This is a genomic window from Tropicimonas isoalkanivorans (assembly GCF_900112335.1).
In the GTDB taxonomy this organism is placed as follows: Bacteria; Pseudomonadota; Alphaproteobacteria; order Rhodobacterales; family Rhodobacteraceae; genus Tropicimonas; species Tropicimonas isoalkanivorans.
This window is the reverse complement of record NZ_FOLG01000004.1, coordinates 19,948-46,665: the sequence shown is the minus strand read 5'-3', so window position 1 is coordinate 46,665 and position 26,718 is coordinate 19,948. Positions and strand designations below refer to the sequence as shown.

Here is a 26,718-nt window from a genome sequence, read left to right as displayed (position 1 = left end):
GCCTCACGACATCGGCCCTTAGAGGTTGGAGCCGATGTCGAAGCGTCCGACGTTGCCGAAGAGCTGCGCGAGGAAGCCGAGCGACTCGATGTTGCTGTCGGTGACGCGGCGCGACAGGGCCACGACATTGCCATCCTGAAGGGTAAAGCGCTCGATATTGGAAACCACGCCGCGCTGGTCGAAGCTGATTGCGACGATCTGCCGATCGATGATCTCGGGCTCGTGATAGGTATAGGTCCGCATTCGCTGGGACACGTAGTAGTAGCCCGAATCCTTGAGAACCCCCGACGAGGACGGTGTGCCCACCGTCTCGGCCACGGTTTCACGCGTGTCGACGCCCACCGCAACCTGCGACAGAACTTCGTCCGTCGGCACGTATCCATGGTCACGATAAATGGGCGAACAGGCGCCGACGGCGAGCATCGCCACGGCGGCACAGATCGCCCGGACCCTGCGGCCCCTGTCTGCGCGGCATTGCCTGCCCATCCCTGCCCTCATGTCGTCTCTTGGTTGATTTGCCATTCGGCTTATAACAATGGCATCCTTTTCTTCAAGGAAGGAACACGATTGATGTCCACGAGTGATGCCCCCACGATACTGCGCCTCGGCCGGCTTCCCACCGGCCACCCAACACCTTTCCGGCTCGAACCGGGAGAGGATGCACGGGCGAAGCTCATGGAGGAGCTGGATCTGCTGGATCTGCGAAAGGTACGCTTCGACGGCCAGATGGTGCCGGAGGGCAGGCGAAACTGGCGGTTGGAGGGGACCCTCGGTGCAACGGTGGTGCAGCCTTGCTCCGTCACCCTTGTGCCCGTGACGACGCGAATCGATGTGCCGGTGGAGCGCAGGTACCTTGCCGACTATTCCGCCCCCGCAGAGGTCGAAGCCGAGATGCCGGAGGACGACAGTATCGAGCCGCTGCCGGAGTCCATCGACTTGAACGCGGTCCTGACCGAGTCCCTGGCGCTCGCCATCCCGGACTTCCCGCGCGCGGAAGGCGCGGAGCTGGGCGAGGCCGTCTACGCGGAACCGGGGGTCGCCCCCCTCCGCGACCAGGATGTGAAGCCCTTCGCGGGGCTGGCGGACTTGAAACGGAAGCTGGAATCCTGACCCGCGCTCCAATCCTCCGAGCCATCCTTTCTACCGAGGCGGGCCCTGCAAAATGAATGCGCGACTCACTTGCATCTTCGCGCGAAATGCGTATGGTCCCGCATCTTCCACACACCCTTGATCGGGAAGCGCCGTCGGCGTATGAGGCGCCGACAATCGAAACATCTGCCGCCGGGACGGACCGGACTGGCCCCTAACACCGAGGTTGAGACATGGCTGTCCCTCAGAATAAAGTCACCAAGTCGCGCCGCAACATGCGCCGTTCGCACGACTCGCTTTCCGGTGCGAACCCGAACGAGTGCTCCAACTGCGGCGAGCTTAAGCGTCCGCACCACGTGTGCAGCGCCTGCGGTCACTACGACGATCGTGAGATCGTGGCGATGGTCGGCGAGATCGACATCGACGAAGACGCCGCCTGAGCCAGAACGGACCCTTCTCCACGGGCGCATTGCCGATGACAACCGAGGCGCAGGTCGACCTGCCGGACGCGACTCCCCCCGAGCTCGTGAACCGTGTCGTGATATCGGTGGATGCCATGGGCAGCGACATGGGCCCGGCCAGTGTCGTGGCCGGTTGCGCCCTGTCTGCGCGCAAGAATCCGGACATCGGCTTTATCCTGCACGGTCGCAAGGACGAGCTTGAACCGCTGGTCGCCAAGCGCGGGCTGGGTGATCGCTGTGTTATTCACGATGCACCCGATGTCGTGACGATGGATACCAAGCCCTCGGCGATCATGCGCCGGGGAGGAGGCACATCCATGTGGTCCGCCATCGACTCCGTCCGCAACGGCGAGGCGACCGTGGCCGTGAGTTGCGGCAATACCGGCGCGCTCATGGCGCTCTCCATGGTGCGCCTGCGCAAGCTTCCAGGTGTCAGCCGACCTGCCATCGCCTGCCTCTGGCCCTCGCAAAGCGAGACCGGCTACGCCGTGATGCTCGACGTGGGAGCGGACATTCGGGCCGACGAACACGACCTGCTGCAGTATGCCCGCATGGGGGCGTCCTATGCCCGCAACGGTCTCGGCATCCAACGGCCGCGGGTCGGGCTGTTGAACGTCGGCACCGAGGAGCACAAGGGCCGCCCGGAGCTGAAGGCAGCCCAGGCGCTGATTTCCGAGGGCGAAGCCTCCGGCAAGTACGAATTCGTGGGTTTCATCGAGGGTGGCGACATTCCCAGCGGCGCGGTTGACGTGATCGTGACGGACGGCTTCACCGGCAACATCGCACTGAAGACCGCCGAAGGCACCGCGTCGCTCATCCGGGATCTGCTGAAACAGGCTTTCCGCCATACCTTCCTGAGCCGCATGGCCGCCATCCTTGCACTGACGTCGATGCGGCGTCTGTCCAAGCGGATCGACCCCCGCCGGGTCAACGGCGGCGTCTTTCTAGGGTTGAACGGCACGATTGTGAAATCCCACGGATCGGCCGATCCAACCGGCGTTTCCGCCGCGATCAAACTTGCGTTCCAATTGGCACAGGCCGGATTTTCCCGGCGACTTGCCGACACGGTGGCCTCGACCTCCCCGTCGCGACAGGATATGCCGTGACGCAACAATTCCGCCGAAGGCGGAACAAAGAACAATACGACAAAGGCAGGTGAAAATGCTGGTCAGAGCGGTGGTCCGCGGTGTGGGGCATTACCTCCCGGAGAGAGTGGTCGAAAACGCCGAATTCGAAGCGCGCCTGCAAACCACAGACGAATGGATCCGGTCGCGCTCCGGTATCGAAAGACGCCACTTTGCGGCCGACGGCGAAAACACCTCCGACCTTGCCACGAACGCCGCGCGCGCAGCACTGACAGACGCCGGCATGTCGCCTGGTGACATCGACGCCATCGTCGTCGCGACCTCCACCCCCGACCTCACCTTTCCGTCCGCCGCGACTATGGTGCAGGCCAAGCTCGGCATGACCGATGGCTTCGCATTCGACGTGCAGGCGGTCTGCGCGGGGTTCGTCTTCGCACTGGCAAACGCCAACGCGCTCATCCTGTCCGGTCAGGCAAAGCGCGTCCTCGTGATCGGCGCCGAGACGTTCAGCCGCATCCTCGATATGGAAGACCGCGCCACCTGCGTGCTCTTCGGGGACGGCGCGGGCGCCCTCGTACTGGAAGCACAGGAAGGGAACGGCACCGCCGAGGATCGCGGCATCCTTGCGACCGACCTTCATTCCGACGGCCGCTACCGTGAATTGCTCTATGTGGACGGCGGCACGTCCACAGGCACCAGCGGCGTGCTCAAGATGCAGGGCAAGGAGGTCTTCCGCCACGCGGTGGAAAAACTTGCCGACACCGCCCACGCCTCGCTGGCGAAAGTCGGCCTGACCGGCGAGGACGTCGACTGGATCGTTCCCCACCAGGCCAACCTCCGCATCATCAAGGGCACCGCGGCCCGAATGAAGGTGCCGATGGACCGGGTGATCCTGACTGTTCAGGACCACGGAAACACCTCCGCCGCATCGATTCCCCTCGCCCTGTCAGTCGGCCGGCATGGCGGCCAAATCGCCGATGGCGACCTGTTGGTAGTTGAAGCCATTGGCGGCGGGCTTGCCTGGGGATCGGTCGTCCTGCGTTGGTAGGGCCGCATTAAGATTTATTTCTTCTATTGATTTCATGATCTTGCGTGCCGGAATTAATGCGGACACCCAAGGCCGAGCCGCCAATGGGCGGCTGAGCGCTTGCCCCCAAGTCATTGATATTGACTGAATTCCCTGGCTGCCCTAGGCTTCGCCCCATGCTATTCCGGGGGGATTATGAGCGATAAGACATTGACACGAATGGATTTGAGCGAGTCCGTCTTCCGCGAAGTCGGTCTCTCGCGAAACGAATCCGCACAATTGGTCGAAAGCGTCCTGCAGCACATGTCCGATGCTTTGGTGCGTGGCGAGCAGGTGAAGATTTCGTCCTTCGGCACCTTCTCGGTGCGAGACAAGGCCGCCCGTGTCGGCCGCAACCCCAAGACAGGCGAGGAAGTTCCGATCCATCCCCGCCGCGTCCTGACCTTCCGACCGTCCCACCTGATGAAGGAGCGGGTCGCAGCGGGAAATCGCAAGTAGTGGCGGGCGGGCGATGACCGGAAAGGCTCCCGACGCATTTCGCACCATCAGCGAAGTGGCGGACTGGCTGGGCGTGAATGCCCACGTCCTTCGGTTCTGGGAAAGCAAGTTCTCGCAGGTCAAGCCGGTCAAGCGGGCCGGCGGACGGCGATACTACCGACCCTCCGACATGGAGCTTTTGGGCGGCATCCAGAAGCTGCTGCACGAGGATGGGATGACCATCAAGGGCGTGCAGAAGATTCTCCGCGAAAAGGGCGTCCGAACGGTCTGTGCGATGTCGCGGCCGGTGAACGGGGTCGTCGCAGAGCCGGACTCTGCGCCGGCTGGGACGGAGGAGACCGTCGCATCGACCTTCCACGAGAGTGCCGACGGCGTGGCGCCTACAGACTCCCAACGTGAGGTGCCTGCCGCGATAGCGGCAGAGGCTCCGGGGCCCCTGTCCGAATCGCTCGCTCCGGAACCGTCGCCACCCGAGGCGGCAGACCCAACCGACACCCTTCCCGATGTGCCGCAGTGGGCAGACCCGGCGGAAACGTCGGAGGAGTTGCCAGAACCCGCCGATGCCTTGTCCGACCTTGAGCGGCCAGCGGAGGCAGAGCCGCCGACCGATAGTGTAGCCGCCTCTGATGAGGAAGACGGATTGCCTCTGTTCGGCCATCCCCCCTCGGAGGCGGAACCGCAATTGCCGGAGCGTGTGGACCCCCCCGCAGACGAAGTGGCGCACGCCGAGCCAACTGAGAGCAACGAATGGGTACCGGACGGGGCCGACGCACCGCCCGAAGTCCCACTGCCCGACGTTCCGGGTGTCACACCGTCTCTCGCCGAAGCTATCGGACAGCTCGCCCCGGGCCAGATCGACCCGGACATCCTGCGCCCGATCCATGCCCGCCTCGTCGATTTGCGCACCCGGATGGACCTGGGCGCGTGAGCCCGCCGCCAAGGTCGGTTTGCCGCTTGCCCTCGCCACAGAAATCGCTAAAAAGCCCGAACGTCGGGCTATGGCGCAGCCTGGTAGCGCGTCCGTCTGGGGGACGGAAGGTCGCAGGTTCAAGTCCTGCTAGCCCGACCATTTTGAGACCGCCCGCCCCCGCTGGGGAGCGGGCGTTTCACTGCCCGGGGCTGTCTTCAGCCCGCAGCGCGGGAGACGAACATGAGTGGCGTCCTGCCCAGCCAATCCATCGTGGAAATGATCACGCGCGGCCAGATCGCTGCCGAACTGCCCTTCGCCGACGGCCAGGTGCAGCCCGCGAGCCTCGACCTCCGCCTGGGGTCCACCGCCTACCGCATCCGGGCGTCGTTCCTTGCGGGCAAAGGCAATCGCGTTTCCGACCGCCTCGAGCAGCTGCAGATGCACGCCATCGACCTGTCCCAGGGGGCCGTGCTGGAAAAGAACTGCGTGTACCTCGTGCCGCTTCAGGAGCGGCTCGATCTGCCCGGGGGCATCAACGCAGTCGCCAATGCCAAGTCATCCACCGGCCGGCTGGATCTTCTGACGCGGCTCATCACCGACGGCGGCGTTGAGTTCGACCGAATCGGGGCGGGCTATACTGGCCCGCTCTACGCCGAGATCTGCCCGCGGTCGTTTTCGGTACTGGTGCGTCCCGGCATGCGCCTCAACCAGATCCGGTTCCGCGACGGCAAGGTGGCGCTCGATGACGCGGCCCTGAAGGCACTCCACGAAGAAGTGGGTCTGGTCTCCGGTCAGGCGGTGATCTCGGAGGGCCTCGGCTTCTCCGTCGACCTCCGCCCCGAAACAGGCTCCCTCGCGGGCTGGCGCGCGAAACCACACGCCGGCGTCATCGACCTCGACCAGATCGGCCGGTACCGCCCGTCCGACTTCTGGGAGCGCATCGAAGCGGAGGATGGCCGGATCATTCTGGACCCGGGCGCCTTCTACATTCTCGTCAGCCGGGAAGCGGTGCACATCCCGCCGGACTATGCTGCCGAAATGGCGCCCTATGTTGCGATGGTGGGCGAATTCCGGGTGCACTACGCCGGGTTCTTCGACCCCGGCTTCGGCCACGCGCCGGCCGGCGGCTCTGGGGCGCGCGGCGTGCTGGAGGTGCGCTGCCACGAAGCGCCGTTCGTGCTGGAGCACGGACAGATCGTCGGCCGCCTAGTTTATGAACGGATGTCCGAGCGCCCGGAGGCACTCTACGGTCAAGGAATTGCGTCAAACTACCAGGGCCAGGGCCTCAAGCTCTCCAAGCATTTCCGCACGCCATGAGCAGAGAACTGCCTCGCACGTCTTGTGTCTGAAAATATCCCCGCCGAAGGCACGATTTTTCAGCCGAAGAATCGCCCGCCGCGCGCGGGCGCGTGGCGCCCCCGACCTACCTGAACCGTCCGTGCCGTTTTAGCACTTCGATCTGGTAGCCGTCCGGGTCAGCCACGAAGAAGAACTGCGCAAAAAGCGCCCCGTCCCGCTCGAAACTAACGATGTCCCGTGGGTTAAGCCCCGCTTCCGATAGGCGGTTGTGCTCGGCCTGCACGTCCGCGACGCTGAACGCGATATGGCCATAGCCGTCACCGAGATCGTAGGGCTCCGTCCGTCCCTTGTTGACCGTCAGCTCCAACTCGAAGTCCGATTAATCATTGGCCAGATAGAGCAACACGAACGAATCGAACTCGGATCATGCTGTGAATGGCTTTGGCCATGGTGCGCGCCCCTCGGATTCATGTGGTTTCGCGCGGACCATAAGCCACGGCGCCCGCAGGTGCGAGCGCCGGGTGTCTATCGAGATGCGCGGACCTGCCCCGTCGCGATCAGGCGAAGATGAAATCGCTTTCGTCGAGGCGCGACTGGTCAACGCCCAGCAGCACGAGGCGGTCGCCGTTGCCGAAATCCAGAACGGTGCCGAAAGCGCGATCCACGAAGGTATCATCGAGCTTGCCGAAGGTGTCGATGTCGGTACCACGAACGTCGATCACATCTTGTCCATTGCGGAAATCGATGACGACGTCGCGATCGTAGCCCTTGGAGAACACGAACGTATCGTCCCCGGCACCGCCGCGGAGTTGGTCGTTATCGCGTCCACCATCGACCACATCACGGCCGCGGTTGCCGTTCAACTGGTCGCTCCCCTTGTTTCCGATAAGCGTGTCTGCCCCGAGCTGCCCCTTGAGCACATCCGATCCATTGCGGCCAAGCACCACGTCGTTCCCGCGCCCGGCCAAAACCATGTCGTTGCCAGCGCCGGCACTCACGTAATCATTGCCGCCTCGCGTTTCGTAAACTGTCGAGGCCCCGTCGCCGATCACCAGATCGGTGCCGCGCTGCGATAGGATTCCCGAAACGGACAGAGGCAGCAGAACACCATCGAGAGCGTGGATCACACCGTTCTCCGCCGCGATGTCGGTGGCGATGATCCCGGGGTTGGGCACGCCCACGTCCGCGTCGATCAAGGACGGTGGGGTTGTCCCGTCGTCAACCCGGAGCCGCCCGCCCTGCAGCGTCGGAATACGCGTCGAAGACAGGACGTCGGCGGCATCAAGTTCACCCGCGGCGACATGATAGGTCAGCACTTCCGTCAGCAGGGGGATCGGATCCCCATTGCCAAGCAGCGTGAGGGATTCGACGATGTAGCGAAACGCGCCCTTTTCGTGCGCTTCTTCATACCCGAGGGTGTTGGCCAAACCGACGAAGGCTTCGTCGATCGGTGCGAAAACCGTCAGGCTGGCCGACGGATCGTTCAGCGCATCTGCCAAATCGGCGGCCACCACGGCATCGCGCAGAATGTCGAAATCTGACCCGTTCCGATCGAATTCCCCCGGCGCACCGCTTTCTAGGACGATCTCTGTTATTGTCTTAGCCATGTCTTCCTCCATAGGCCCTGTCCACTGCCTTGCAGGGTTTTCCCCGGATGGCAGAGAGGTCTCAGGCCACCCCTCCCGGGTGACTGACAGAATTACGATGCGGCGGGCAAATCGGATGCATCCCGGCCGACGCCGTGGGAGAGAGAAAACAGGCTTCCGCACAGGTGTTCGGATGCAGGAGATTGACTCCTTTCAAATATTCTTCTGACAAATTTGTGAACTGCCTCGGGCCGCACGCGCCCCTGCCGACGCGTCCGGCACCGCCCTGCCGATCATCGTGTCAGGGTGCGGCCCTACCAAAGGAACGAGACTGGCCTGCGCCTTACCACCAATTCTCGTATTGAATGCCGACCGTCGTGCCATCGGTGGAGTTCCCGAGAGCGGCCTGCTGGGTGATGGCTCCCGGGTCGTTCCAATTGGCCCAGGTCACGAAGGCACGAAGTTGTGGGCGGGCGAAGAAACCGGTCTTGCCGAAGCTGTAGAAGGGCGCGAGCGTCACCTTGGTCAGCGAGTTCGAGCCAGCACTCTCCGGGTTCACCTGGTCGTAGCCAACCTCAAGCGCAATGCCGAAGGTCTCGTTGACGTTGTACTGTGGCCGGGCACCGATCGAGAGCCACGTCTCCGCATCGCCGTCGATCTCGGTGCGTTGCCAGACAGCCGTGGCCTGGGTCTGTAAGCCCTCTGTCGCGGTGAACAGCGCCTGGCTGACGAAGCGCCAGCGATCGTCGTCCGACGTCACGTCAGGGTTGCCGGAAGAGTCGAAGTTGATGCCGGAGCCGCGCCCGTACATCAGTGCATTGCGCCATTCGCCCCACGACAGGTCCACGTTCTCCGCGTGAAAGCGGATCGCGTAGCCCTCGTTGTCCTGCGGGGCGTCGTCGCCGTCGGTGCCGGTGTAGGACAAGCCAACCTCTCCGAGCCAGTCGCCGCCAAGTGCGATTTCATGGAACCGCACATCAATGGTCCCCGCCTCGTAGTCGAGATCGTCATGGTCATAATGGAACAGCGCGGTGGACAGCCGGAACGCCCCGAAATCCACGCTCTCCAGGCCGATCCCGTCGTTGCTGTAGTTCTCGTAGTAGAAATCGGTAATGTGGACGTCGCGCCTGCGATAGTAGCGCCGCCCCGCCCAAAGGAAAGCCTCTGCCGTCTCGCCACTGCCGAGCCCCTCGATGCCGAAATAGGCCTGCGCGGTGTCGCCGTCGCTGTTCGCGTCGTTTCCGTAAACGAACATGTTGGAATCAGCCCAGCCGTTCAGCATGACCTCCGCCACGACGGCAGACCCCGTTCCTATCGGGTTGCGGAACCCCAGCGACGCCTCGCCATAGAGGTCGCTCTCGTTGCCCAGGCGGTACTTGCTCGCCGCGCCGTCGAGCTGAAAGGCGACCATGGGATCGTCGTCGGTGGAGCCGATGCCGAACCGGACGTAGCCGTGAGAGAATGGCCCTGGCGGATTGGGCACCGCTGCCTCCGGCCCGGCCGTCTCCCCAGCCGCAAGGTTTTCGTCCTGCGCGGCGGCCGGGACAACCGCCAGTGTCAGAACGAACAGAGCTGTATTGGAAATTCGGGCAAGTGACATGATGACCTCCCTTTCACGCGGGGGGCCACACGGCTGTCCATGGGACCACACCGCCGATGCCGAAAGTATAAGGCGAAAGAAAGCAGCCCCCAACAGGGAGACCGCCGGCGACGTCTCGACAGCCCAGGTCCGTTGCACGTCTGCCGGCAGATTGCGTTCTAGGACCGCGTGGGAGCCTCGTCCTCGCCGTCCTTCTCGCCCGTGTCGTCCTCGAACATGTCGCCTTGGTCGCCGTCGTCCGACTCGCTGTCCTCTGCCTCCGACCCCGGTGGCGGGCGGTTGTCGAGCAGGCCCGCGGCGCGCAGTTCGCGCAGCCCGGGCAGGTCACGGGCGCTTTCCAGGCCGAAGTGGTCGAGGAATTCCGGCGTCACCACGAATGTCACCGGCCGACCCGGCGTCATCCGGCGGCGGCCGAAGCGGATCCATTCCATCTCAAGGAGCAGGTCGATGGTGCCCCGGCTGACGGAGACACCCCGAATTTCCTCGATCTCTGCCCGCGTGACAGGTTGGTGGTAGGCGATGATCGCCAGCGTCTCGATCGCGGCACGGGAAAGCTTGCGGGTCTCGACCGTTTCTTTCTGCATGAGGAAGGCGAGGTCCGGCGCGGTCCGGATCGCCCAGCGGTCCGCCACGCGCACCACAATCACCCCCCTGCCCTCGTAGCGCTTGCGCAGCCGCTCCAGCGTCCGCGCGGCGTCCGCACCGTGGGGCATGCGCGCGTTCAACTCGCCCACTGTCACGGGTTCTGATGTGGCGAACAGGATCGCCTCCACCATCCGGTCCTGCTCGCCCTCGGGCGGCGCCTCGAAAAGGCTCTCCTCCACCGGCAGGTCGTCTTCGTCGGCCATCAGCGGCCCTCGGCGGCGCGGATCTGGATCGGGGCGAAGGTTTCGGGCTGGCGAATGCTGATCCGGCCCGCCTTCACCAGTTCGAGCGAGGCGGCGAAGGTGGCCGCCGTGGCAGTACGCCGGCGCACGGGGTCCAGCTCCCATCCTTCAGGCAGGTAGGACATCAGGTCCGTCCACTCGCCCGCGTAGCCCACCAGCGGTTTCAGTCGCTCCAGCGCCTCCTCCATCGTGTAGAGGTCCTTGCGGTCCATGACAAACGGGCGAAACTCGTCCTTGGTGCGGATGCGGGCGTAGGCTTGCATCAGGTCCATCACGTTGGCGGTGAAGGTCACCTTGCGCGTGCGCTCGACCTGCTGGATCTCCCCCCGCACGAAGAAATCGCGCCCCTTCTGATCCCGCGCCATCAGCTTGGCGGCGCAATCCCGCATGGCTTGCAGCCGTTCGAGTTGGAACGCGAGGTGTGCGGCCAGTTCGTCGCCGGTCGGGCCATCCTCCGTCGGATCTGGCGGCAGCAGCAGGCGGGATTTCAGGAAGGCGAGCCAGGCCGCCATGACGAGGTAGTCTGCCGCCAGCTCGATCCGGAGCGTCTTGGCGCGGTCCACAAAGGCAAGATACTGCTCAGCCAGCTTGAGCACCGAGATCTTACGCAAGTCCACCTTTTGCGTGCGTGACAGCATCAGCAAAAGGTCGAGCGGCCCCTCGAAGCCGTCGACATCCACGATCAGCGCCTCTGCTGCCAATCTTTCGGCGACGGCGTCATCGGTTGCTGTTTCCGCCATATCCTTAGCCATGGACCTTGCCCCCCAAGAGCCGCTCGAGTTCAGCCTCCGCCGCGCACACGTCGAATGGCTCGGGCGCGGTGCGCCGCGCCAACGCCGCCTCGGCCCGTGACTCCGCGGGCCCGGAGAGCGTTCCGGCCGCGGCGACCGCCGCTTCCATCTCCGCCATTTCGCCATTGCAGTGAAGAACGACGTCACACCCCGCCGTGATGGACGCCGCCGCGCGGCTTCCGATATCGCCATCGAGTGCCTGCATCGACAGATCGTCGCTCATCAGGAGCCCGCCGAAGCCGATCTCGTCCCGGATCAGTCCGATTACACGGCCGGACTGCGTTGCCGGCAAGCTCGCATCGAGGGACGTGTACGTAACATGTGCGGTCATCCCCATGGGGAGATCCGCCAGCGCGGCGAAGGGGGCGAATTCCGTCGCGCGAAGGTCGTCCAACGCGGCATCGACCACGGGCAATTCCAGATGGCTGTCGTTACGGGCGCGGCCGTGACCTGGCAGGTGCTTGAGCACCGGCAAGACGCCCCCCGCCAGAAGCCCCTCGGCAGCCGCCCGTGCGCCGGTGACGACGCTGGCGGTGTCTTCCCCGAAGCAGCGATTGCGCAGGAAGGGATGGGTTTCAGCGCGTGCAATGTCGGCCATAGGGGCGCAGTTCACGTCGATCCCAACCGCGCGCAGTTCTTCTGCCATCAGCCGGTGGCGCAAAAACATCGCTCGCGCTGCCTCCTCCAGATCGTCGGCACGCGCCATCTGATCCAGCGGCGGAAGCCAGAGCCGCCAGTGCGGCGGGCGCATCCGCTGCACCCGCCCGCCTTCCTGGTCGATCAGGACGGGAGCGTTCCAGCCCACCACTTCGCGTAGCTCCGCGGTCAGGCGGCGCACTTGGTCGGGCGTTTCGATATTCCGGGCGAACAGGATAAATCCGAACGGCTGCGCCTCGGCCAGAAAGGCTCTCTCGGCGCCAGTCAGCGCCAGCCCCTCGACACCGAGGATCGCAGCCGACCGGGGACTCACCGGGCCACCACCGGGATGCACTCGGTGTTCTCGGAGATCAGTTCCGAGCAGAAGCGGCGCGCCTCTGCCAGATCATCGAACCCCATGGCACGGAGACGCCAGAAATCGCGGCCGCCGGCCTGCGCCTCGACGATCACGCGCGTCTTGTCCTCCATCAGCCCGCCGAAGCCCGTAGCAATACGGCCCCAGGCCGCTTCCGCCTCCGCAGGGGTATCGTAGGCGCCAAGTTGCACAAGCCGCGTGCCAGCCACGATGGCCGCCGGGTCGGCGCTCGCCGGTGCAGACATGGGAACCGCTTCCACCGCCTCGGCGGCGGCGAGGGTCACGACGGCGCGCCCGCCCGGGCGGGGTGCGGGGCGCGGCGAGGCAGCGAGACCCGATCCGTCGTTCACTGTGTCGAGCGGGACAGAGACGGCCGCGGTCCGCACGGCGGCTTCGATCGCGCTGGCCATGTCGAAGGGCGCAGCCTCTTCGGTCTCGTCCGCCTCAGGCGCTACCTCGTCGGCCACCACGTCGCCGTCCGCCTCAGGCAGCGGCGCCTGCAAGGGCGTCGCCCCCTGTGCCGCGGTTTCTGCGAGAGACATCGCACGGGCGACGGGGTCGTCTCCAGGCAGGTCCTGCGTCAGGCTCGCGAGGGTCGGCGCCTGCGGTTCGGGACTGACCAGCACCGCATCATCCGCCTCTTCCTGTGCCATCAGGTCGAGTTCTTCGGGCTCTGGCGCGAGGGGCGCCTTGGCTTCGGTCACAGGTTTCAGTTCCGCCGTCGGGAGGTCCTCTTCGGCCAGCGACATCGGATCGGGCGCGAGGATCAGCTCGGATTCCGGGGTCGCCGCGGTGCCCGCGGCCTGGACGGTATTTACCGAATAGCCGGAATAGCTCGCCACCATGCCACCGGGATCCTCCGGCGCGGCCCGCATCGGCCCCTGCAACGCCTGCACCACGGGCACGCCGTGCAGGTCCCGCATGATCTGCTTGTAGCCCCACCACGCGCCGGCCGAGATCACGGCCAAGGACACCAACGCCCCCGTCGCCTGCGCGATCAGACGCGCCCTGCCGGCAGCCGACACGTTATAGGCGCCGGCCTCGTGACCTGACTGAATGTATTGCTGCACATAAGGCGCCTGCAGCGCCTCCCTTCCCTGACCGACCGCCGGGTTCATCATGCTCCGCCTCACTGCTTCTCCCGCACGAGACACACAGCCGGATCAGGGATATGCGCTGCACGGGTCTTGCCTGCCAATTGCCCCGCGCACGCCGTTCGTCAGCGCATCTCTTCGACCGGGGTCACGCCAAGGATACCAAGACCTGTGGAAATCACAACGGAGACGGCACGTGCGAGGGCGATTTTCGCCTGACTGGTGGCGGGGTCGTCCTCCTGAAGGAAGCGCAAGGCCGGCTCTTCGTTGCCCCGGTTCCACAATGCGTGCAGCTCGCCGGCCAGTTCGTAGAGGTAGAACGCCACGCGATGCGGCTCGTGCGTGCGCGCCGCGATCTCCAGCAGCCGCGGCCATTCCGCCACCTTTGCGGCGAGCGCGACTTCTGCCGGGTGGGTCAATCCCGAAAGATCGGCACCAGCGAGCGTCGCATCATCGACCGCGATTCCGGCTTCCGCGGCCTTCCGAAGGACCGATTTCACACGCGCATGGGCATATTGGACGTAAAAGACGGGGTTGTCCTTGCTCTGCTCCAACACCTTGTCGAAGTCGAAGTCGAGCGGCGCGTCGTTCTTCCGCGTCAACATCACGAAACGGGTCACGTCCGGCCCAACCTGGTCCACCACGTCGCGGAGCGTCACGAAGGTGCCCGCGCGTTTGGACATCTTAAACGGCTCGCCGTTCTTGTAGAGCTTGACGAGTTGCGTCAGCTTGATGTCGAGCGGCACCTTGCCGTCCGACAGCGCCGACACGGCCGCCTTCATCCGCTTGACGTAGCCGCCGTGATCCGCGCCGAAGACGTCGATCAGTGCATCGTAGCCGCGTTCCACCTTGTCGAAGTGGTAGGCGATGTCGGGCGCGAAATAGGTCCAGGAGCCGTCGGACTTTTTCACCGGCCGATCCACGTCGTCACCATGGTCGGTGGAGCGGAAGAGTGTTTGCTCTCGCGGCTCCCAATCCTCCGGCACCTTGCCCTTCGGCGGCTCCAGAACGCCCTCGTAAATCAGGCCCCTGTCGTCCAGCGCCTTCAGCGCTGCTTCGATCCGTCCTGTTCCGTAAAGCGACTTCTCCGAGAAGAAGCGATCCATCTGGACGCCGAGCACAGCCAGGTCTTCCCGGATCAGGTCCATCATCGCGTCGGTCGCGAAATCGCGCACCGCCTCCAGCCAGACCTCCTCCGGCTGGTCGACATAGGCCGCCCCGACCTTCGCCTTCAAAGCCTCGCCAACCTCTACGAGGTAGTCGCCCGGATAGGTGCCATCGGGGAAAGCGACGTCCTGCCCATGCGCCTCGAGGTAGCGCAAGTAGACCGAGCGCGCGAGCGTGTCCACCTGGGCGCCGCCGTCGTTGATGTAGTATTCCCGCGTGACGTCGTAGCCCGCAAAATCCAGCAGTGCGGCCAGCGCGTCTCCGAACACCGCCCCCCGCGTGTGGCCCACGTGCAGCGGCCCTGTGGGATTGGCCGACACGTATTCTACGTTGATCCGCCGGCCTTTGCCCATCTCGGAGCGACCAAACGCGTCCCCGGACTCCAGAACCGTGCGCACCACCCCGGCCCAGACCGGCTTGGCCATTCGCAGGTTGAGAAAGCCCGGCCCCGCCACGTCCGCCGTCTCCACCCGGTCATCTGCCACGAGCTTTTCCGCCAGCGCGGAAGCAATGTCGCGGGGTTTCATTTTCGCGGGCTTCGCCAGCACCATCGCCGCGTTCGTCGCCATGTCTCCATGCAGCGGATCGCGCGGCGGCTCCACGGCGACGTTGGACAGATCCAGCCCCTCGGGCAACACGCCTTCGGCGGCGAGCGCGTCGAGCGCGTCCGTCACGAGGGCACGGATATCGGCATAGATGTTCATTTCAGGCTCCGCTGGCGTCGCCGGGCGGTGTACCACGGGCAAAACCGGCGTCAATGACCTGCCCTGTCTTGAAGGAAATGGCCCTGGCGACAAAGACGCCAGGGCCGGTTGCACGGGTGATCCGTGGGAGGACTGATGCAATCACCCTGTCAGGAAATCACTTACGATCCTTCAGAAGCTCGTCGACGTTGTCGGTCGTGACGATCGTCCAGGGGATGTCATAGCGCGGATTCTGGCCATCGTCCCATGACAGGTCGTCCGCGTACTGCTCCCAGATCGCAGATTGGGGCTCGTAGGCGTCTCCTTTGACCGCGCGGAGGGCCACATCGATGCTGCCTTGCATCTGCCCGCGGGCGTCCTGCAGGATGGACGTCATTTCGCCCGCCTTGACCGCGCGCAGCGCGTCGGTCACGCCGTCGATGCCGGCAATGGCGAAGTCGTTCACATCCAGCCCGGCGGCCTTGATAGCTTCGATCGCGCCAAGAGCCATCTCGTCGTTCTGGCCGATCACGCCGTCGATTTCACCCGGGTGTTTGGACAGCCAGTTCTGCATCAGGTCTAGCGCTTCGGCACGCGACCAGTTTGCGGTCTTGCGCTCCAGGACCGTGACGGCGCCCTCGGGACATTCCGCAATCGCCTGCTCGTTGCCTTGACCGCGCTGGATCTCACCCGAACCGCCTTTCGGCCCTTCGATGATCACCACGTTGCCCTCGCAACCGAGCTTTTCCAGAACGTCCTTGGCTTCGAGGTAGCCGCCCTGAACGTCGTCGGAAACGACTTCGGAGGTCATATCCGTCGTGTTCAGGCGCGCATTGGTGACGATGACAGGGATGCCGGCATCGTTCGCCATGGTCACGACGTCGATGTTCGCCTCGAAATCCATTGGGTTGATGATGATGGCATCCTGCATCGTGTTGATGGCCATTTGCCCCTGGTCGTTCTGAACGGAGGCATCGTAGCGGCCGTCATACATCGTCAGGATCACGTCGCCGGATTCAACGGCGGGGTGCTCGGACGCATAGCGTTCCATGAGCTGCACGAACTCGGCCTTGTTGCCGTACATCAGGACGGCGATCCGTACCGGATCTTCCTGGGCTGTCGCGGCGGTTACCGCGAGCGTGGACGTCGTGGCCAGAGCGGCCGCTATCAGGGTTTTCATAGGTTCCTCCTTGTTTCTGTGAAATGCGACGGCGGGGTCATGCCTGCCGGCGACTATCGAAGATCACCGCGAGAACGATCAGCGCGCCCTTGATGATCAATTGGTAAAAGCTTTCGACTCCAAGGATATCGAGGCCGTTGTTCATGACGCCGATGATGAGCGCCCCAAAGAAGGTGCCGCTCAGGCGCCCCACACCGCCCGACAGGCTGGCGCCGCCGATCACGACCGCGGCAATCGCGTCCAGCTCATACGCCGTCCCCGCCGCTGTCTGCGCGGAGCCGGTCTTGGCCGTCAGGATGATCCCGGCGACGCCGGACAGGAAACCTGCGACGATGTAGACCCACATCAGAACGGAGGTCGTGTTGATGCCGGACGTCCGCGCGCTCTTCTCGTTCCCCCCGACCGCATAGACGTAGCGGCCGAAGACGGTCTTGTTCAGCAGCACCCATGCCAGCACGAACACAATCGCCAGGATCACCACGGGGATCGGGATGACGTCGAACAGGCGCCCGGTGCCAAACCAGCGAAATTCCGGGCTCAGGGCGGAAATCGGGTTGCCCCCCGTCACGGCCATGGTCATGCCCCGCGCGGCCAGCAGCATTCCAAGCGTCGCGATGAAGGGCTGGATGCGGAAGCGGCTGACGATGAAACCGTTCGCAGCCCCGCAGAGCGCGCCCGTCGCCAAGGCGGCCAACACCGGGATGGCAACGAAATAGACGCCGCTCCAGGGCGTCACACCCGTAGAACGCGTCGCGAACGATGCCGCCATCATGCCCGCGAAGGCCAGCACGGACCCAACCGACAGGTCGATGCCCGCAGAAATGACCACGAACGTCATGCCCACCGCCAGAATGCCGTTCACCGAGATCTGGTGGAGGATCAACATCAGGTTGTTGACGGTAAGGAAAACGTTCACCGGCCAAACGCCCTGCATCACCCTGATTTGACAGATCAGACTGACCAGAGCGCAGAGGCCGAGGAACGCGACAACGATCCCGTATCGCTTGAGGGAGAAGGGTTGTTTCAGAGTCCGGGTCGTGGCCATCTCAGTCTGTCTCTTCTTTTGGGCATCTGGCGGCGTGAACGGCTGCACAAACGGATTGCGGTTGTACGGCTCAGACGGCCGCCATCATCAGGTCCTTTTGGGTTGCGCCTGCGCGCGGGAACTCGCACGCGACCTTGCCGTCCCGCAGGACGAGAATGCGGTCGCTCATGCCGAGGATTTCCTCGAGATCCGACGAGACCATCAGAACGGCCCCGTTCTTCGACGCGAAATCGGAGATGAAGCGGTAGATCTCCTTCTTGGCTCCGACGTCGACACCCCGGGTGGGTTCATCCAGGAGCATCACCCGCGGGTCCACTGCGGTACACCGGCCAAGAACCACCTTCTGCTGGTTGCCCCCGGACAGGAACGACACGATTTGATCCGGTCCCGGGGTCTTGATGTTCATCTGCTCGATAGCCGTGGCTATGCCGTCGCGCTCCGCCCGTTCGTCCACGAATCCGAAACGGTTGATGAACCGCAATTTGGAGAGGGCAAGGTTCGCGCCGACAGACGCGCCGAGTACCAAGCCGCTGCGTGCCCTGTCCTCGGTGACGTAGGTAAGGCCGGCCCGGATAGCATCGTCGACATTGCCGGGCGCAAGGGGTTTGCCCGCTACGGCGATGCTGCCGCTTTGCGCTGTTTCCAATCCGTAAACAGTATCGAGGAGTTCGCTGCGGCCCGATCCGACCAGACCGTAGATGCCGAGGATCTCGCCGGCGTGCAGACGGAACGAAATGTCCTTGACCCTCGGCGCGCGCGTCACGCCTCGGACTTCGAGCAGGGGTTTCTCGGAAGGCACGTTTTCCTTCACGAATTCACCCTCGATGGCGCCCCCGATCATGCTTTCGATCAGGCCCTCGCGGGTGATGTCGGCCACTCTACCTTCGTCCACCGTCTCGCCGTCCTTGAACACCGTGTAGGCGTCGGCGATGGTGAAAACCTCTTGCAGGCGATGGGTCACATAGACGATGCCCTTCCCGGCCGCTGCAAGCTCTCGAATGACTTCGAACAGGCGCTGCACGTCCTTCTCGCCGAGAGCCGAAGTCGGCTCGTCGAAAATCAGCACGTCGGAATCGCCATGCGACAGGGCTTTCGCGATCTCGACGAGTTGCTGAGTGGCGACGGCGAGATCTCCTAACGTTGCTTTCGGGTCGATGTCGAAGCCCAGCCGATCCAGGAGTTCGGCAGCATTCCGGTTCAACGTCTCGAAATCGATGAACCCGCGGTGGCGGGGCTCCGCACCGAGATAGATGTTCTCGGCGACGCTGAGCTGCGGCACGCCACTGAGCTCCTGTTGCACGATGGCGATCCCGGCGTTGAGCGCCTGGGTCGGCGTCGTGAAGTGGACGGGCGCGCCATCGATCTCGATCGTTCCGGAATCCGGTTTGTGGAACCCCATGAGAATTCCGAGGATCGTCGATTTACCCGCTCCGTTGCCGCCGCAGAGAGCGTGGACCTCGCCGCGCCGCAACGTCAGGTTTCCGTCGCGCAGGGCATGAACACCGCCGAATCTCTTCGTGATGCCCCGCATGGAGAGGAGAGGTGTGCTCATGGATCCGGTCCTCAGATGACGTCGACGCCGTGGATGTCGAGAACCGCCTTGCGGTACCGGGCAAAGGCCTCGTCATAATCAGCGCGCACAGACGGGCGCGGCTCGGCCGTCTTCGACGCATCCACCGCGACGGCAGTCTTGGCCAATTCGGAAAGTGCCATCGGGTGACCGTCGTACTTTTGCCAGGCCCACTGCGCCTGCAGGGCACCGCCCAGGGCGCCAGCTTCTTCAGACAGGGGAACCAGCACCGTCGCGCCGGTGGCGTCGGCGATCATCTGCCGCCACTGCGGCGACTTCGCTCCGCCCCCCACCAAATGGATGGCCGACGTGGCACGGCCCGACAGGATAAGGCTGAGACCGGCCAGCATGCCAAACGTGACACCCTCGGTTACCGCGCGAAGCAGATTGTCCTGGGTGAGGTTGACCATGGAAAGCCCAAGTACGGTGCCGGTTGCCGTCGGCAGATCCGGCGTGCGTTCGCCGTTCAGGAACGGCAGGACGGTCAGGCCCTCGGCACCCGCCGGGCTCGCGGCCAAGGCCCGGTCGATCGCTGTCACATCATGGCCCAGGACGCTGGCGACCTTCGTCGTGACGCCGGTGGCGTTCATCATGCAGACGAGCGGCAGCCACGCGCCATCTGACGAGCAGAAGGCCGCCACGCGCCCCTGCGGGTCCGTCACGGGGGTGTCGCTGTGGGTATAGGCAGCCGCCGATGTGCCGATGGACAGGGTCACCACACCTTCGGTCAGGTTCCCGGTTCCGATCGCGCCCATCATGTTGTCGCCGCCGCCGGCGGACACGATGCAACGGGTGGTCAGGCCGAGCGCTTCCGCTGCCTCGGCGGTCAGTGTCCCAACCACATCGTCCGCCGCGATAAGCTCGGGCAGGCAGGATGCGAGTTTACCCGTGCCGTCATCGATCAAGGCGAGAACGTCTTCGGACCATGCCCGTTTGCGGATGTCGAAGTAGGCGGTCCCGGACGCATCGCCGTATTCCGCAACCCGCCGGCCGGTCAGCCAGAAGTTCAGATAGTCATGAGGCAGCATCATGCATGCCAGTTGGTCGTATGCCTCGGGGGCGTTTTCCTTCAGCCAAAGGACCTTGGACAGCGTGTAGCCGGTCAGGGGAACAAGGCCGATCTTTGCCTCGCAGGCCGCGGCTCCGCCCATTCGGCGCACCATTTCTTCGTTCTGCGGAGCGGTTTCTGTATCGTTCCAAAGCTTTGCCGGGCGCAAAACCTTGCCGTTGGCGTCGAGCGGCACAAGTCCGTGCTGCTGTCCGGATACGCCAATCGCTCGTACTGCGTCGCCCGGAATGCCCGCTGCGTCGAGCGCCCCGCGCACGGCGATGATTGCGGCATCGATCCACCACTGCGGATCCTGCTCCCGCGTGCCGCGCGCATGCTCGATTATCTGGTGGGCGGCGTGGCCAATGCCGAGAATTTTACCCTCAGGGTCGAGCACGACGGCTTTGGTGCCCTGGGTGCCACAATCGATGCCGATAAACATGGTCAGGTCTTCCTTGTCACGAGGCCCGCGTTTCGGTGCCGACGGTTTCGCCGTAGCGCCACTGGGCGCGAAAGGCGGAAGGCGACAGGCCGATGAAACGCTGGAAATTGCGATTGAACGTCGACAACGTGCCGTAGCCGACGTCGTAGGCGACGCCGGTGATCCGGGCGTCCGTCTCGATGAGGAGCTGGCACGCTTTGAAGATGCGCAACCGATTGATGTATTCGATGCACGTGCAGTGCATGTGGCGTTCGAAGAAACGCGAGAACGTGGACAACTCCATGTTCTCCGCTTCCGCCACTTCGGTGCAGGTGAAATCAGAGCGGTCGTGATTGGCGGCGATCAACCCGAGGATGTTATCCAACCGGCGCGGATTCTGGCATCTGGGAATGTGCCATTCGACCGACAGGCTCTGCCGATCCTTGTCCAGCGCGAGCAGGTCGATGATTTCGAAGAAGATCGACAATCGTCGCGGACCGTTTTGCTGGGTCAGTTCCTCCATGAGAGGCAGGACCAGGCGGGACGTTTCCTCCGAGAACACCAGTCCGGCTGTGCTTAGTGTCATCAGGTCGCTCAGGGGCGCGCAGTCGCCGAAATGCTCCACGCAATTGCCGGCAAACTCGCCGCTGAACTGGATCACGAGATCGCGGTCGGGGATGAAGTCCCCGAATGTTTCGCCCTCGTCGTAGCCGCTGCGATCCGTGACCCACATGTGCGGCAGGTTCGGGCCGGTCAGGACCAGGTTGCCGGGCTTGAACGAGCCGCAGTAGGTTCCGACGTAAAACAGGCCGCTGCTGCGGCGGATGGCGTGCAGTTCGTATTCCGGATGGTAATGCCAGATCGTCACGTCCGATGGATACCCGTGCTGGTAGGCCCGGATGCCCCGATCCAGGGGCGTGGCAATCAATTCTCGGATCGGCTTCGAAAGCATCGACGGTCTCTTGGTGTTATGAAGTCGCCGCCCTCATCAGACCTTTGGAGACCGGCAGATACGTCGTCTCGCCGGCGCTCCGATGGAGGCCTACAGGGTTATCTGCAGCTTTACGTCCTGGGCCCGGTGCTCTGCAGCGCGCTCGAACGCCGCAACCGAGTCCTCGAACCGGTAAGTTCCCGAAATCAGGGGCTTGATGTCGATCTTGCCACTTCCGAGCAGCTTTAGGGCGCGACCCCAAACATTGGCGTAGCGGAACGTCCCTGTCAGAGTGATTTCCTTGACCTCAAGGGCGACGACATCGAGCGCGACCTTTCCCGCCGGCATCCCGACGAGCACGATGGTTCCTCCGGGGCACACCATGTCGATCATGGTCTCATGCGGCTTGGTCGACCCGGACGCTTCGAAGAACACGTCTGCACCCCGGCCATCGGTCCGCTCTGCCACAGTTTTTGCCAGGTCCCCGGTTCTCGCGTCGACCACGGTCACTTCCGGCATATCCGCAACCAGGGCCAGTTTCTCCGCCGCGACGTCACTGACGATGACCTCCGCGCAACCCGCTGCCAGCGCAGAGAACACGACCAGCAGCCCGATGGTGCCAGCGCCGGTCACGACCGCAATGTCGCCCGGCGAGATGTCCGCTTTCAGCGCCGCATAAACACCGACGGCGAGCGGCTCGACCATCGCGCCTTCCGAAAAACTCACCGAGTCCGGCAGGCGGTAGGTCAAGGCGGCTGGGTGGACAACCTGCGGCGTCAAGCAGCCGTGGATCGGCGGCGTCGCCCAAAAGCGTACGGACGGGTCGAGGTTGTACATGCCACGCAGCGTTTCGGCAGACTTGAAGTCGGGAATGCCCGGCTCCATGCAGACGCGATCACCCGGCTTCAGGTGGGTCACGTTTTCGCCCACGGCATCGACGACACCGGAGGCCTCGTGACCGAGCACCATCGGCTCTCGTACGACGAAGTCACCTATGCGGCCGTGTTCGTAGTAGTGGACGTCGCTGCCGCAGACCCCCACGCATTTGACGTTGATCCGAACATCATCCGGGCCAGGCTCGAGCGAGCCGGGAAGCTCAATCTCTCGAATGGCCAGAGACCCTTGTTTTTCGAGGACGACGCCTTCCGCAATCATGGTGTTCCTCCCACGGCCTGCCCTCGCAGGCCACTACCGTAGCGTGCGCATATTCCTGATCCCGCGGGCCAATTTGCGCTACGCTATAGTTTCGCGATTGTGTGCAATTTTTTACCCGACGGCGGGCGGGGCGGATTTTCTAGCTCCCCCGCGGGTGCCAGCGTGCGTCATCGAAGCTCTCGCCGCCCGGCACGCCAACGTGACCGGCGTTATCGCAGGAGCGACGCAGTGGATGCGCCAAGGTGGCGGACTTGTTGTAAGCTTTGTACGAGGATCGAGGTCACACGAGATCCCTCGGCCGTGGAAGCCATCGATAGCCACAGCGCCACCACACCGGTTCTGACGGATATACTCAGCCAGATTCCGGGTGAGGCGGACATCAGATACGACGGAGGCACGTCCCGCGGCAGGGAAGTTGACCACTGGGACGAAATGTCGACCGCCACCGCGCGCAACACCAATTCCAAGGCACCGCTCACATTAGCTGCGCCGCGCGCGACAGACCGAGCACCCGGCCAAGTGGATAGCGCCGCCATGGAACGGCATTACCCTGGGCATCACGTCGTGCATCGGAGTGAGCCGGCCCCTGCCCTCAGCGCCAGCCGAGCGCCGGCGCGACGTGGGTCAGGATGCTTTCGATCACATGGGCGTTGTACTCAACGCCCAGCATGTTCGGCACCGTCAGGAGCAGCGTGTCGGCCTCGGCGATCGCCTCGTCTTGCTTGAGCTCCTCGACCAGACGGTCGGGCTCGGCCGCGTAGCCGCGGCCAAAGATGCCGCGGAAATTGTCGATGTGACCGATCTGGTCGCTGTCGCTTCCGCGGCCGAAATACATTCGGTCCATGTCGTTGATCAGCGCGAAGATGGATCTGCTGACCGAAACGCGTGGCTCGTGCGCATGTCCGGCGTCCTTCCAGGCCGCGCGGAAGGCGCGGATTTGTCTGGCCTGCTGAATGTGAAACGGCTCGCCCGTCTCGTCGACCTTCAAGGTGGAGCTTTGCAGGTTCATCCCCATCTGCGCCGCCCAAACGGCGGTCGCGTCGGACGCGGAGCCCCACCAGATCCGCTGACGCAGGCCGGGAGCGTGCGGCTCCAGCCGCAATAGTCCCGGCGGATTGGGGAACATCGGCCGCGGGTTCGGCTGGGCAAAGCCCTCCCCGTCGAGATGCTTGAGGAATATCTCAGCGTGGCGGCGCGCCATGTCCGCCACGTCTTCGCCTTCGGCTGGGGCGTAACCAAAATGGCGCCACCCGTCGATCACCTGTTCGGGCGAGCCGCGCGAGATACCCAATTGCAAACGCCCGCCGGAGATCAGGTCGGCCGCGCCCGCGTCCTCGATCATGTAGAGAGGGTTTTCATAGCGCATGTCGATGACACCGGTGCCGATCTCGATCTTCGAGGTCCGGGCGCCAATGGCGGCCAACAATGGGAAGGGTGAGGCGAGTTGCTGGGCGAAGTGATGTACGCGAAAGTAGGCCCCGTCGAGGCCCAACTCCTCCGCCGCCACGGCGAGTTCAATGGACTGGATCAACGTCTCCCTCGCCGTTTGAAGCGGCGAGCCGGGTTCGGGATTCCAGTGTCCAAATGACAGAAAGCCAATCTTTTTCATCGTACCTCCAGGGGAGCGCGGCGGTGGTGTTGGCCTGACTTAGGGTGTCGTACGCGTCCATCCAATCCCCACTGCCGCACACCACCTGTTTTTCAGCGCGCTCTTGCTGCGAGAGCGGAGCCACTGAAGGCACCAACAAGTCCCGCGGGTATATTCCGGTCACCGGTCGCCATTCTAGACAGCGTCCGGGTCGGTGACGCCTGAAGCTCAGGGCACCCTGCTTCAGGGCCAGCCCACTGCCCCGCCGATGGCGAGGGCAGGTTCCGATGTCTCCGCTTTGTTTCGCTGGCGGCGACTCCTCGCGTCTGCTTCTGTTGCAAGGCCGGCCACGGTAGGATGAGAGGTACGGCACCGGAGATGCCCATGAGCCCGCCAAAGCCCGATTCCGCGGCGATCCAAGATCTCTACCGGCGCGAGGGCCGTCGTGTGTTTGCCACGCTCGTGCGGCTGCTCGGCAGCTTCGACCTCGCCGAGGAGGCGCTGCAGAACGCGTTTGTCGCGGCCGCCGAACGCTGGCCGCGGGAGGGGATGCCGAAGAACCCGGTGGCCTGGCTCATCTCGGCTGGGCGGTTCCAGGCCATCGACCAGCTCCGACGCCAGCGGCGGATGACGCCGTGGAGCGAGGCCGCGGGCCACATCGATGCGATACCTGACGGCGCGCCCGCGCTCGACGAGCGGGAGGCGGTGGAGGACGACCGGCTGAGGCTGATCTTTACATGTTGCCATCCCAGCTTCGGCGATGAGGCGAGTATCGCCCTGACCCTCCGCGAAGTCTGCGGGCTTTCGACCGAGGCCATCGCGCACGCCTGCCTGCTTGCACCGACCACGCTGGCGCAGCGGATCGTTCGAGCCAAAGCCAAGATCCGGGACGCGGGGATTCCGTACGAAGTTCCGGATGCAAGCGAGTTGCCGGAGCGGCTGGGGCGGGTGCTGCGGGTGCTCTACCTCGTCTTCAACGAGGGCTATTCGGCGTCCTCCGGCGACGACCTGCTGAAGCCGGACCTCTCCGCGGAGGCGATCCGGCTGGCGCGCCTGCTGGCGGATCTGCTGCCGGAGCCAGAGGTGCGGGGCCTGCTGGCGTTGCTGCTGCTCCAGGAGTCGCGGCGCCGGGCACGGACCGATGCCGCGGGCGATCTGGTGCCGCTGGAAGAACAGGATCGGAGCCTCTGGGACCGGGCGGCCATTGTGGAGGGCTGCGCGCTGGTCGGTCCGGCGCTGCAATCGGGGCGGTTCGGCAGCTACACGCTCCAGGCGGCGATCGCGGCGGTTCATGCGGGGGCCCCGAGCACGGCGGAGACCGACTGGGCGGAGATTGCTGGCCTATACGGCGCGCTGCTGCGGCTGGAGCCTTCGCCGGTGGTGGCGCTCAACCGGGCGGTGGCGGTGGCGATGGCGGAGGGGCCGGAGGCGGGGTTGGCGCTTGTCGAGCCGCTGATGGAGGCGGGCGGGCTGGGTCGCTATCACCTCGCTCATGCGGCGAAGGCTGACCTGCTGAGGCGGCTCGGGCGGCTGGAGGAGGCGAAGACGAGCTATGAGACGGCGCTGGGGCTGAGCCGGCAGGCGGCGGAGCGGCGGTTCCTGGAACGGCGGCTGGCGGAGATCGACCGATAGGAGCCACGGCCCGCGTCGGAGACGGCGGTGTCCCATGGATGGGACGGGAGCCGGGCGCGGTTTTTCAATGGGTTACGGGGGTGAATTCACGGTTTGTTAACGATCCGCCGTCCGCGGGGAGCGACGGAAATCCCGCGCGCGGCCCAAGCCGGGATGGGAGCCGCCCGCGCTGAGCCTTCGGCGACTGTCGGAACAGGGTGCGGAGCAAACCGGAGACCGCGCGCAACGGTCCGGCCCTCGTTCGGCCGAGTCCGCGCGAACCGGCGCCATGTTCCGGGGCATCGAGGGCTCCGCAAATCGGAGCGGCGCGGCGGCCCGGAAAAAAACGGGGGGTGTCCGCAAACCGTGTCGGTGCGCTTCGTCACGTCGCAGAAAGGCCTATATCCCTCGACTTTTGACGCGGAGGATACCCAGGCTGCACCACGATTTTCGCCGGTTTCTCGATGCCCTCGACCGCCTGAACCCGGCCCAGATCGAGGACGCCTGGTCGAAGATCACAGATCTTCGACAGAAGACGGTGGCGATCTCGGAGATCGAAACGCGGACAAACCAGGATCATACGTTCCCCTCGATCCGACGCCTGCCGAACCGCATGGGTGTTACGCTTGAGCGCGCCATGAAGCCACTGGTTGCGCGCGATGCCGCGCGATGTTCCGATGGCGCCAACGGCGACATGAAGGTCGCAGCGGCATTCAATCTCGAGCACTTCGTGGTCGGCAACACGTCAGCCACGCGCGTGGCCTCAGGCTGCTGTCAAATCCAGAACGTGAACTCGCGCCACGCCCGCTACAGAAGGTTCATCAAGCCTTTCTGAGGACCAGCGACGAAGAACCTCAGCGGCTAGATCCGCTCGCTGAAGGTCCGGCTGGCGGGTATGCGGCCGGCGAAGATTGTCCGTGCATCGTAACCCAGCTGTCGCGCAGAGGTCGGCTTAGAGCGCTTAGTCGACCTTCGCTTCG

General features: G+C 64.4%; 24 protein-coding genes, 1 tRNA gene and 1 pseudogene. 10 read left to right on the top strand and 16 right to left on the bottom strand.

Annotated features, from left to right (window positions below):
- Nucleotides 1-18: 18 nt before the first annotated feature.
- Nucleotides 19-498, bottom strand: coding sequence for an outer membrane protein assembly factor BamE (locus tag BM075_RS09185; RefSeq protein WP_245758803.1), 480 nt, complete (start codon nt 496-498; stop codon nt 19-21).
- Between the two features lie 72 nt (nt 499-570).
- Between BM075_RS09185 and BM075_RS09180 the strand changes: the two genes are divergently transcribed.
- From BM075_RS09180 to BM075_RS09145, 8 genes are all read left to right on the top strand, one after another.
- A complete protein-coding gene (locus tag BM075_RS09180; RefSeq protein WP_093360381.1) occupies nt 571-1,110 on the top strand; it encodes a YceD family protein in 540 nt (179 codons plus the stop codon).
- A 212-nt stretch (nt 1,111-1,322) separates the two neighbouring features.
- Complete coding sequence (gene rpmF / locus BM075_RS09175; RefSeq protein WP_093360380.1) at nt 1,323-1,529, top strand: 50S ribosomal protein L32; 207 nt, start codon at nt 1,323-1,325, stop codon at nt 1,527-1,529.
- 35 nt (nt 1,530-1,564) lie between these two features.
- Nucleotides 1,565-2,656, top strand: a complete 1,092-nt coding sequence (gene plsX / locus BM075_RS09170; RefSeq protein WP_093360379.1) for a phosphate acyltransferase PlsX — start codon at nt 1,565-1,567, stop codon at nt 2,654-2,656.
- A gap of 55 nt (nt 2,657-2,711) precedes the next feature.
- Nucleotides 2,712-3,683, top strand: coding sequence for a beta-ketoacyl-ACP synthase III (locus BM075_RS09165; protein ID WP_093360378.1), 972 nt, complete (start codon nt 2,712-2,714; stop codon nt 3,681-3,683).
- 174 nt (nt 3,684-3,857) lie between these two features.
- The gene (gene ihfA / locus BM075_RS09160) at nt 3,858-4,160 is read left to right on the top strand and encodes an integration host factor subunit alpha (RefSeq protein WP_093360377.1); all 303 of its coding nucleotides are present in this window, start codon (nt 3,858-3,860) and stop codon (nt 4,158-4,160) included.
- A gap of 13 nt (nt 4,161-4,173) precedes the next feature.
- On the top strand, nt 4,174-5,088 hold the full coding sequence (locus BM075_RS24810) for a MerR family transcriptional regulator (protein WP_245758802.1): 915 nt from the start codon (nt 4,174-4,176) through the stop codon (nt 5,086-5,088).
- 64 nt (nt 5,089-5,152) lie between these two features.
- A tRNA-Pro gene (locus tag BM075_RS09150) sits at nt 5,153-5,229 on the top strand.
- An 81-nt stretch (nt 5,230-5,310) separates the two neighbouring features.
- A complete protein-coding gene (locus BM075_RS09145) occupies nt 5,311-6,387 on the top strand; it encodes a 2'-deoxycytidine 5'-triphosphate deaminase (RefSeq protein WP_093360376.1) in 1,077 nt (358 codons plus the stop codon).
- A gap of 106 nt (nt 6,388-6,493) precedes the next feature.
- Here the strand turns inward: BM075_RS09145 and BM075_RS09140 are convergent.
- From BM075_RS09140 to BM075_RS09070, 15 genes and pseudogenes are all read right to left on the bottom strand, one after another.
- Nucleotides 6,494-6,790, bottom strand: a pseudogene (locus BM075_RS09140) (VOC family protein); the annotation flags it as partial.
- A 136-nt stretch (nt 6,791-6,926) separates the two neighbouring features.
- Nucleotides 6,927-7,976 carry a fasciclin domain-containing protein gene (locus BM075_RS09135; RefSeq protein WP_177208303.1) on the bottom strand — a complete coding sequence of 350 codons (1,050 nt, stop codon included), beginning with the start codon at nt 7,974-7,976 and terminating at the stop codon, nt 6,927-6,929.
- A 322-nt stretch (nt 7,977-8,298) separates the two neighbouring features.
- The gene (locus tag BM075_RS09130) at nt 8,299-9,555 is read right to left on the bottom strand and encodes a carbohydrate porin (RefSeq protein WP_093360374.1); all 1,257 of its coding nucleotides are present in this window, start codon (nt 9,553-9,555) and stop codon (nt 8,299-8,301) included.
- Between the two features lie 158 nt (nt 9,556-9,713).
- Nucleotides 9,714-10,403, bottom strand: a complete 690-nt coding sequence (scpB, locus tag BM075_RS09125) for an SMC-Scp complex subunit ScpB (RefSeq protein WP_093360373.1) — start codon at nt 10,401-10,403, stop codon at nt 9,714-9,716.
- On the bottom strand, nt 10,403-11,194 hold the full coding sequence (locus BM075_RS09120; protein ID WP_245758801.1) for a segregation and condensation protein A: 792 nt from the start codon (nt 11,192-11,194) through the stop codon (nt 10,403-10,405). Before BM075_RS09120 ends, scpB begins: the two co-directional genes overlap by 1 nt.
- On the bottom strand, nt 11,187-12,203 hold the full coding sequence (gene nagZ, locus BM075_RS09115) for a beta-N-acetylhexosaminidase (RefSeq protein ID WP_093360565.1): 1,017 nt from the start codon (nt 12,201-12,203) through the stop codon (nt 11,187-11,189). Before nagZ ends, BM075_RS09120 begins: the two co-directional genes overlap by 8 nt.
- Nucleotides 12,200-13,378: an SPOR domain-containing protein gene (locus tag BM075_RS09110; RefSeq protein ID WP_143089845.1), complete on the bottom strand. Its 1,179-nt coding sequence runs from the start codon at nt 13,376-13,378 to the stop codon at nt 12,200-12,202. The genes nagZ and BM075_RS09110 overlap by 4 nt, the downstream gene beginning before the upstream one ends.
- Before the next feature lie 86 nt (nt 13,379-13,464).
- Nucleotides 13,465-15,210 carry an arginine--tRNA ligase gene (gene argS / locus BM075_RS09105; RefSeq protein WP_093360371.1) on the bottom strand — a complete coding sequence of 582 codons (1,746 nt, stop codon included), beginning with the start codon at nt 15,208-15,210 and terminating at the stop codon, nt 13,465-13,467.
- Between the two features lie 157 nt (nt 15,211-15,367).
- Nucleotides 15,368-16,369 carry a substrate-binding domain-containing protein gene (locus BM075_RS09100; protein WP_093360370.1) on the bottom strand — a complete coding sequence of 334 codons (1,002 nt, stop codon included), beginning with the start codon at nt 16,367-16,369 and terminating at the stop codon, nt 15,368-15,370.
- 37 nt (nt 16,370-16,406) lie between these two features.
- A complete protein-coding gene (locus BM075_RS09095) occupies nt 16,407-17,414 on the bottom strand; it encodes an ABC transporter permease (protein ID WP_093360369.1) in 1,008 nt (335 codons plus the stop codon).
- Nucleotides 17,415-17,484: 70 nt separating this feature from the next.
- Nucleotides 17,485-18,966 carry a sugar ABC transporter ATP-binding protein gene (locus tag BM075_RS09090; protein WP_093360368.1) on the bottom strand — a complete coding sequence of 494 codons (1,482 nt, stop codon included), beginning with the start codon at nt 18,964-18,966 and terminating at the stop codon, nt 17,485-17,487.
- 11 nt (nt 18,967-18,977) lie between these two features.
- Nucleotides 18,978-20,474 carry a xylulokinase gene (gene xylB, locus BM075_RS09085; RefSeq protein WP_093360367.1) on the bottom strand — a complete coding sequence of 499 codons (1,497 nt, stop codon included), beginning with the start codon at nt 20,472-20,474 and terminating at the stop codon, nt 18,978-18,980.
- A 16-nt stretch (nt 20,475-20,490) separates the two neighbouring features.
- Nucleotides 20,491-21,405, bottom strand: a complete 915-nt coding sequence (locus BM075_RS09080; RefSeq protein WP_093360366.1) for an AraC family transcriptional regulator — start codon at nt 21,403-21,405, stop codon at nt 20,491-20,493.
- Between the two features lie 90 nt (nt 21,406-21,495).
- A complete protein-coding gene (locus BM075_RS09075) occupies nt 21,496-22,539 on the bottom strand; it encodes an NAD(P)-dependent alcohol dehydrogenase (protein WP_093360365.1) in 1,044 nt (347 codons plus the stop codon).
- A 592-nt stretch (nt 22,540-23,131) separates the two neighbouring features.
- Entirely contained in the window at nt 23,132-24,148 is a 1,017-nt protein-coding gene (locus BM075_RS09070) for an LLM class flavin-dependent oxidoreductase (protein WP_093360364.1), read from the bottom strand.
- A gap of 363 nt (nt 24,149-24,511) precedes the next feature.
- Here BM075_RS09070 and BM075_RS24990 point away from each other — a divergent pair, with 363 nt between their 5' ends.
- Both BM075_RS24990 and BM075_RS09060 read left to right on the top strand, forming a co-directional pair.
- Complete coding sequence (locus tag BM075_RS24990; RefSeq protein ID WP_218152845.1) at nt 24,512-25,759, top strand: RNA polymerase sigma factor; 1,248 nt, start codon at nt 24,512-24,514, stop codon at nt 25,757-25,759.
- Between the two features lie 394 nt (nt 25,760-26,153).
- The gene (locus tag BM075_RS09060; protein WP_093360362.1) at nt 26,154-26,573 is read left to right on the top strand and encodes a hypothetical protein; all 420 of its coding nucleotides are present in this window, start codon (nt 26,154-26,156) and stop codon (nt 26,571-26,573) included.
- The last annotated feature ends 145 nt before the right edge of the window (nt 26,574-26,718 follow it).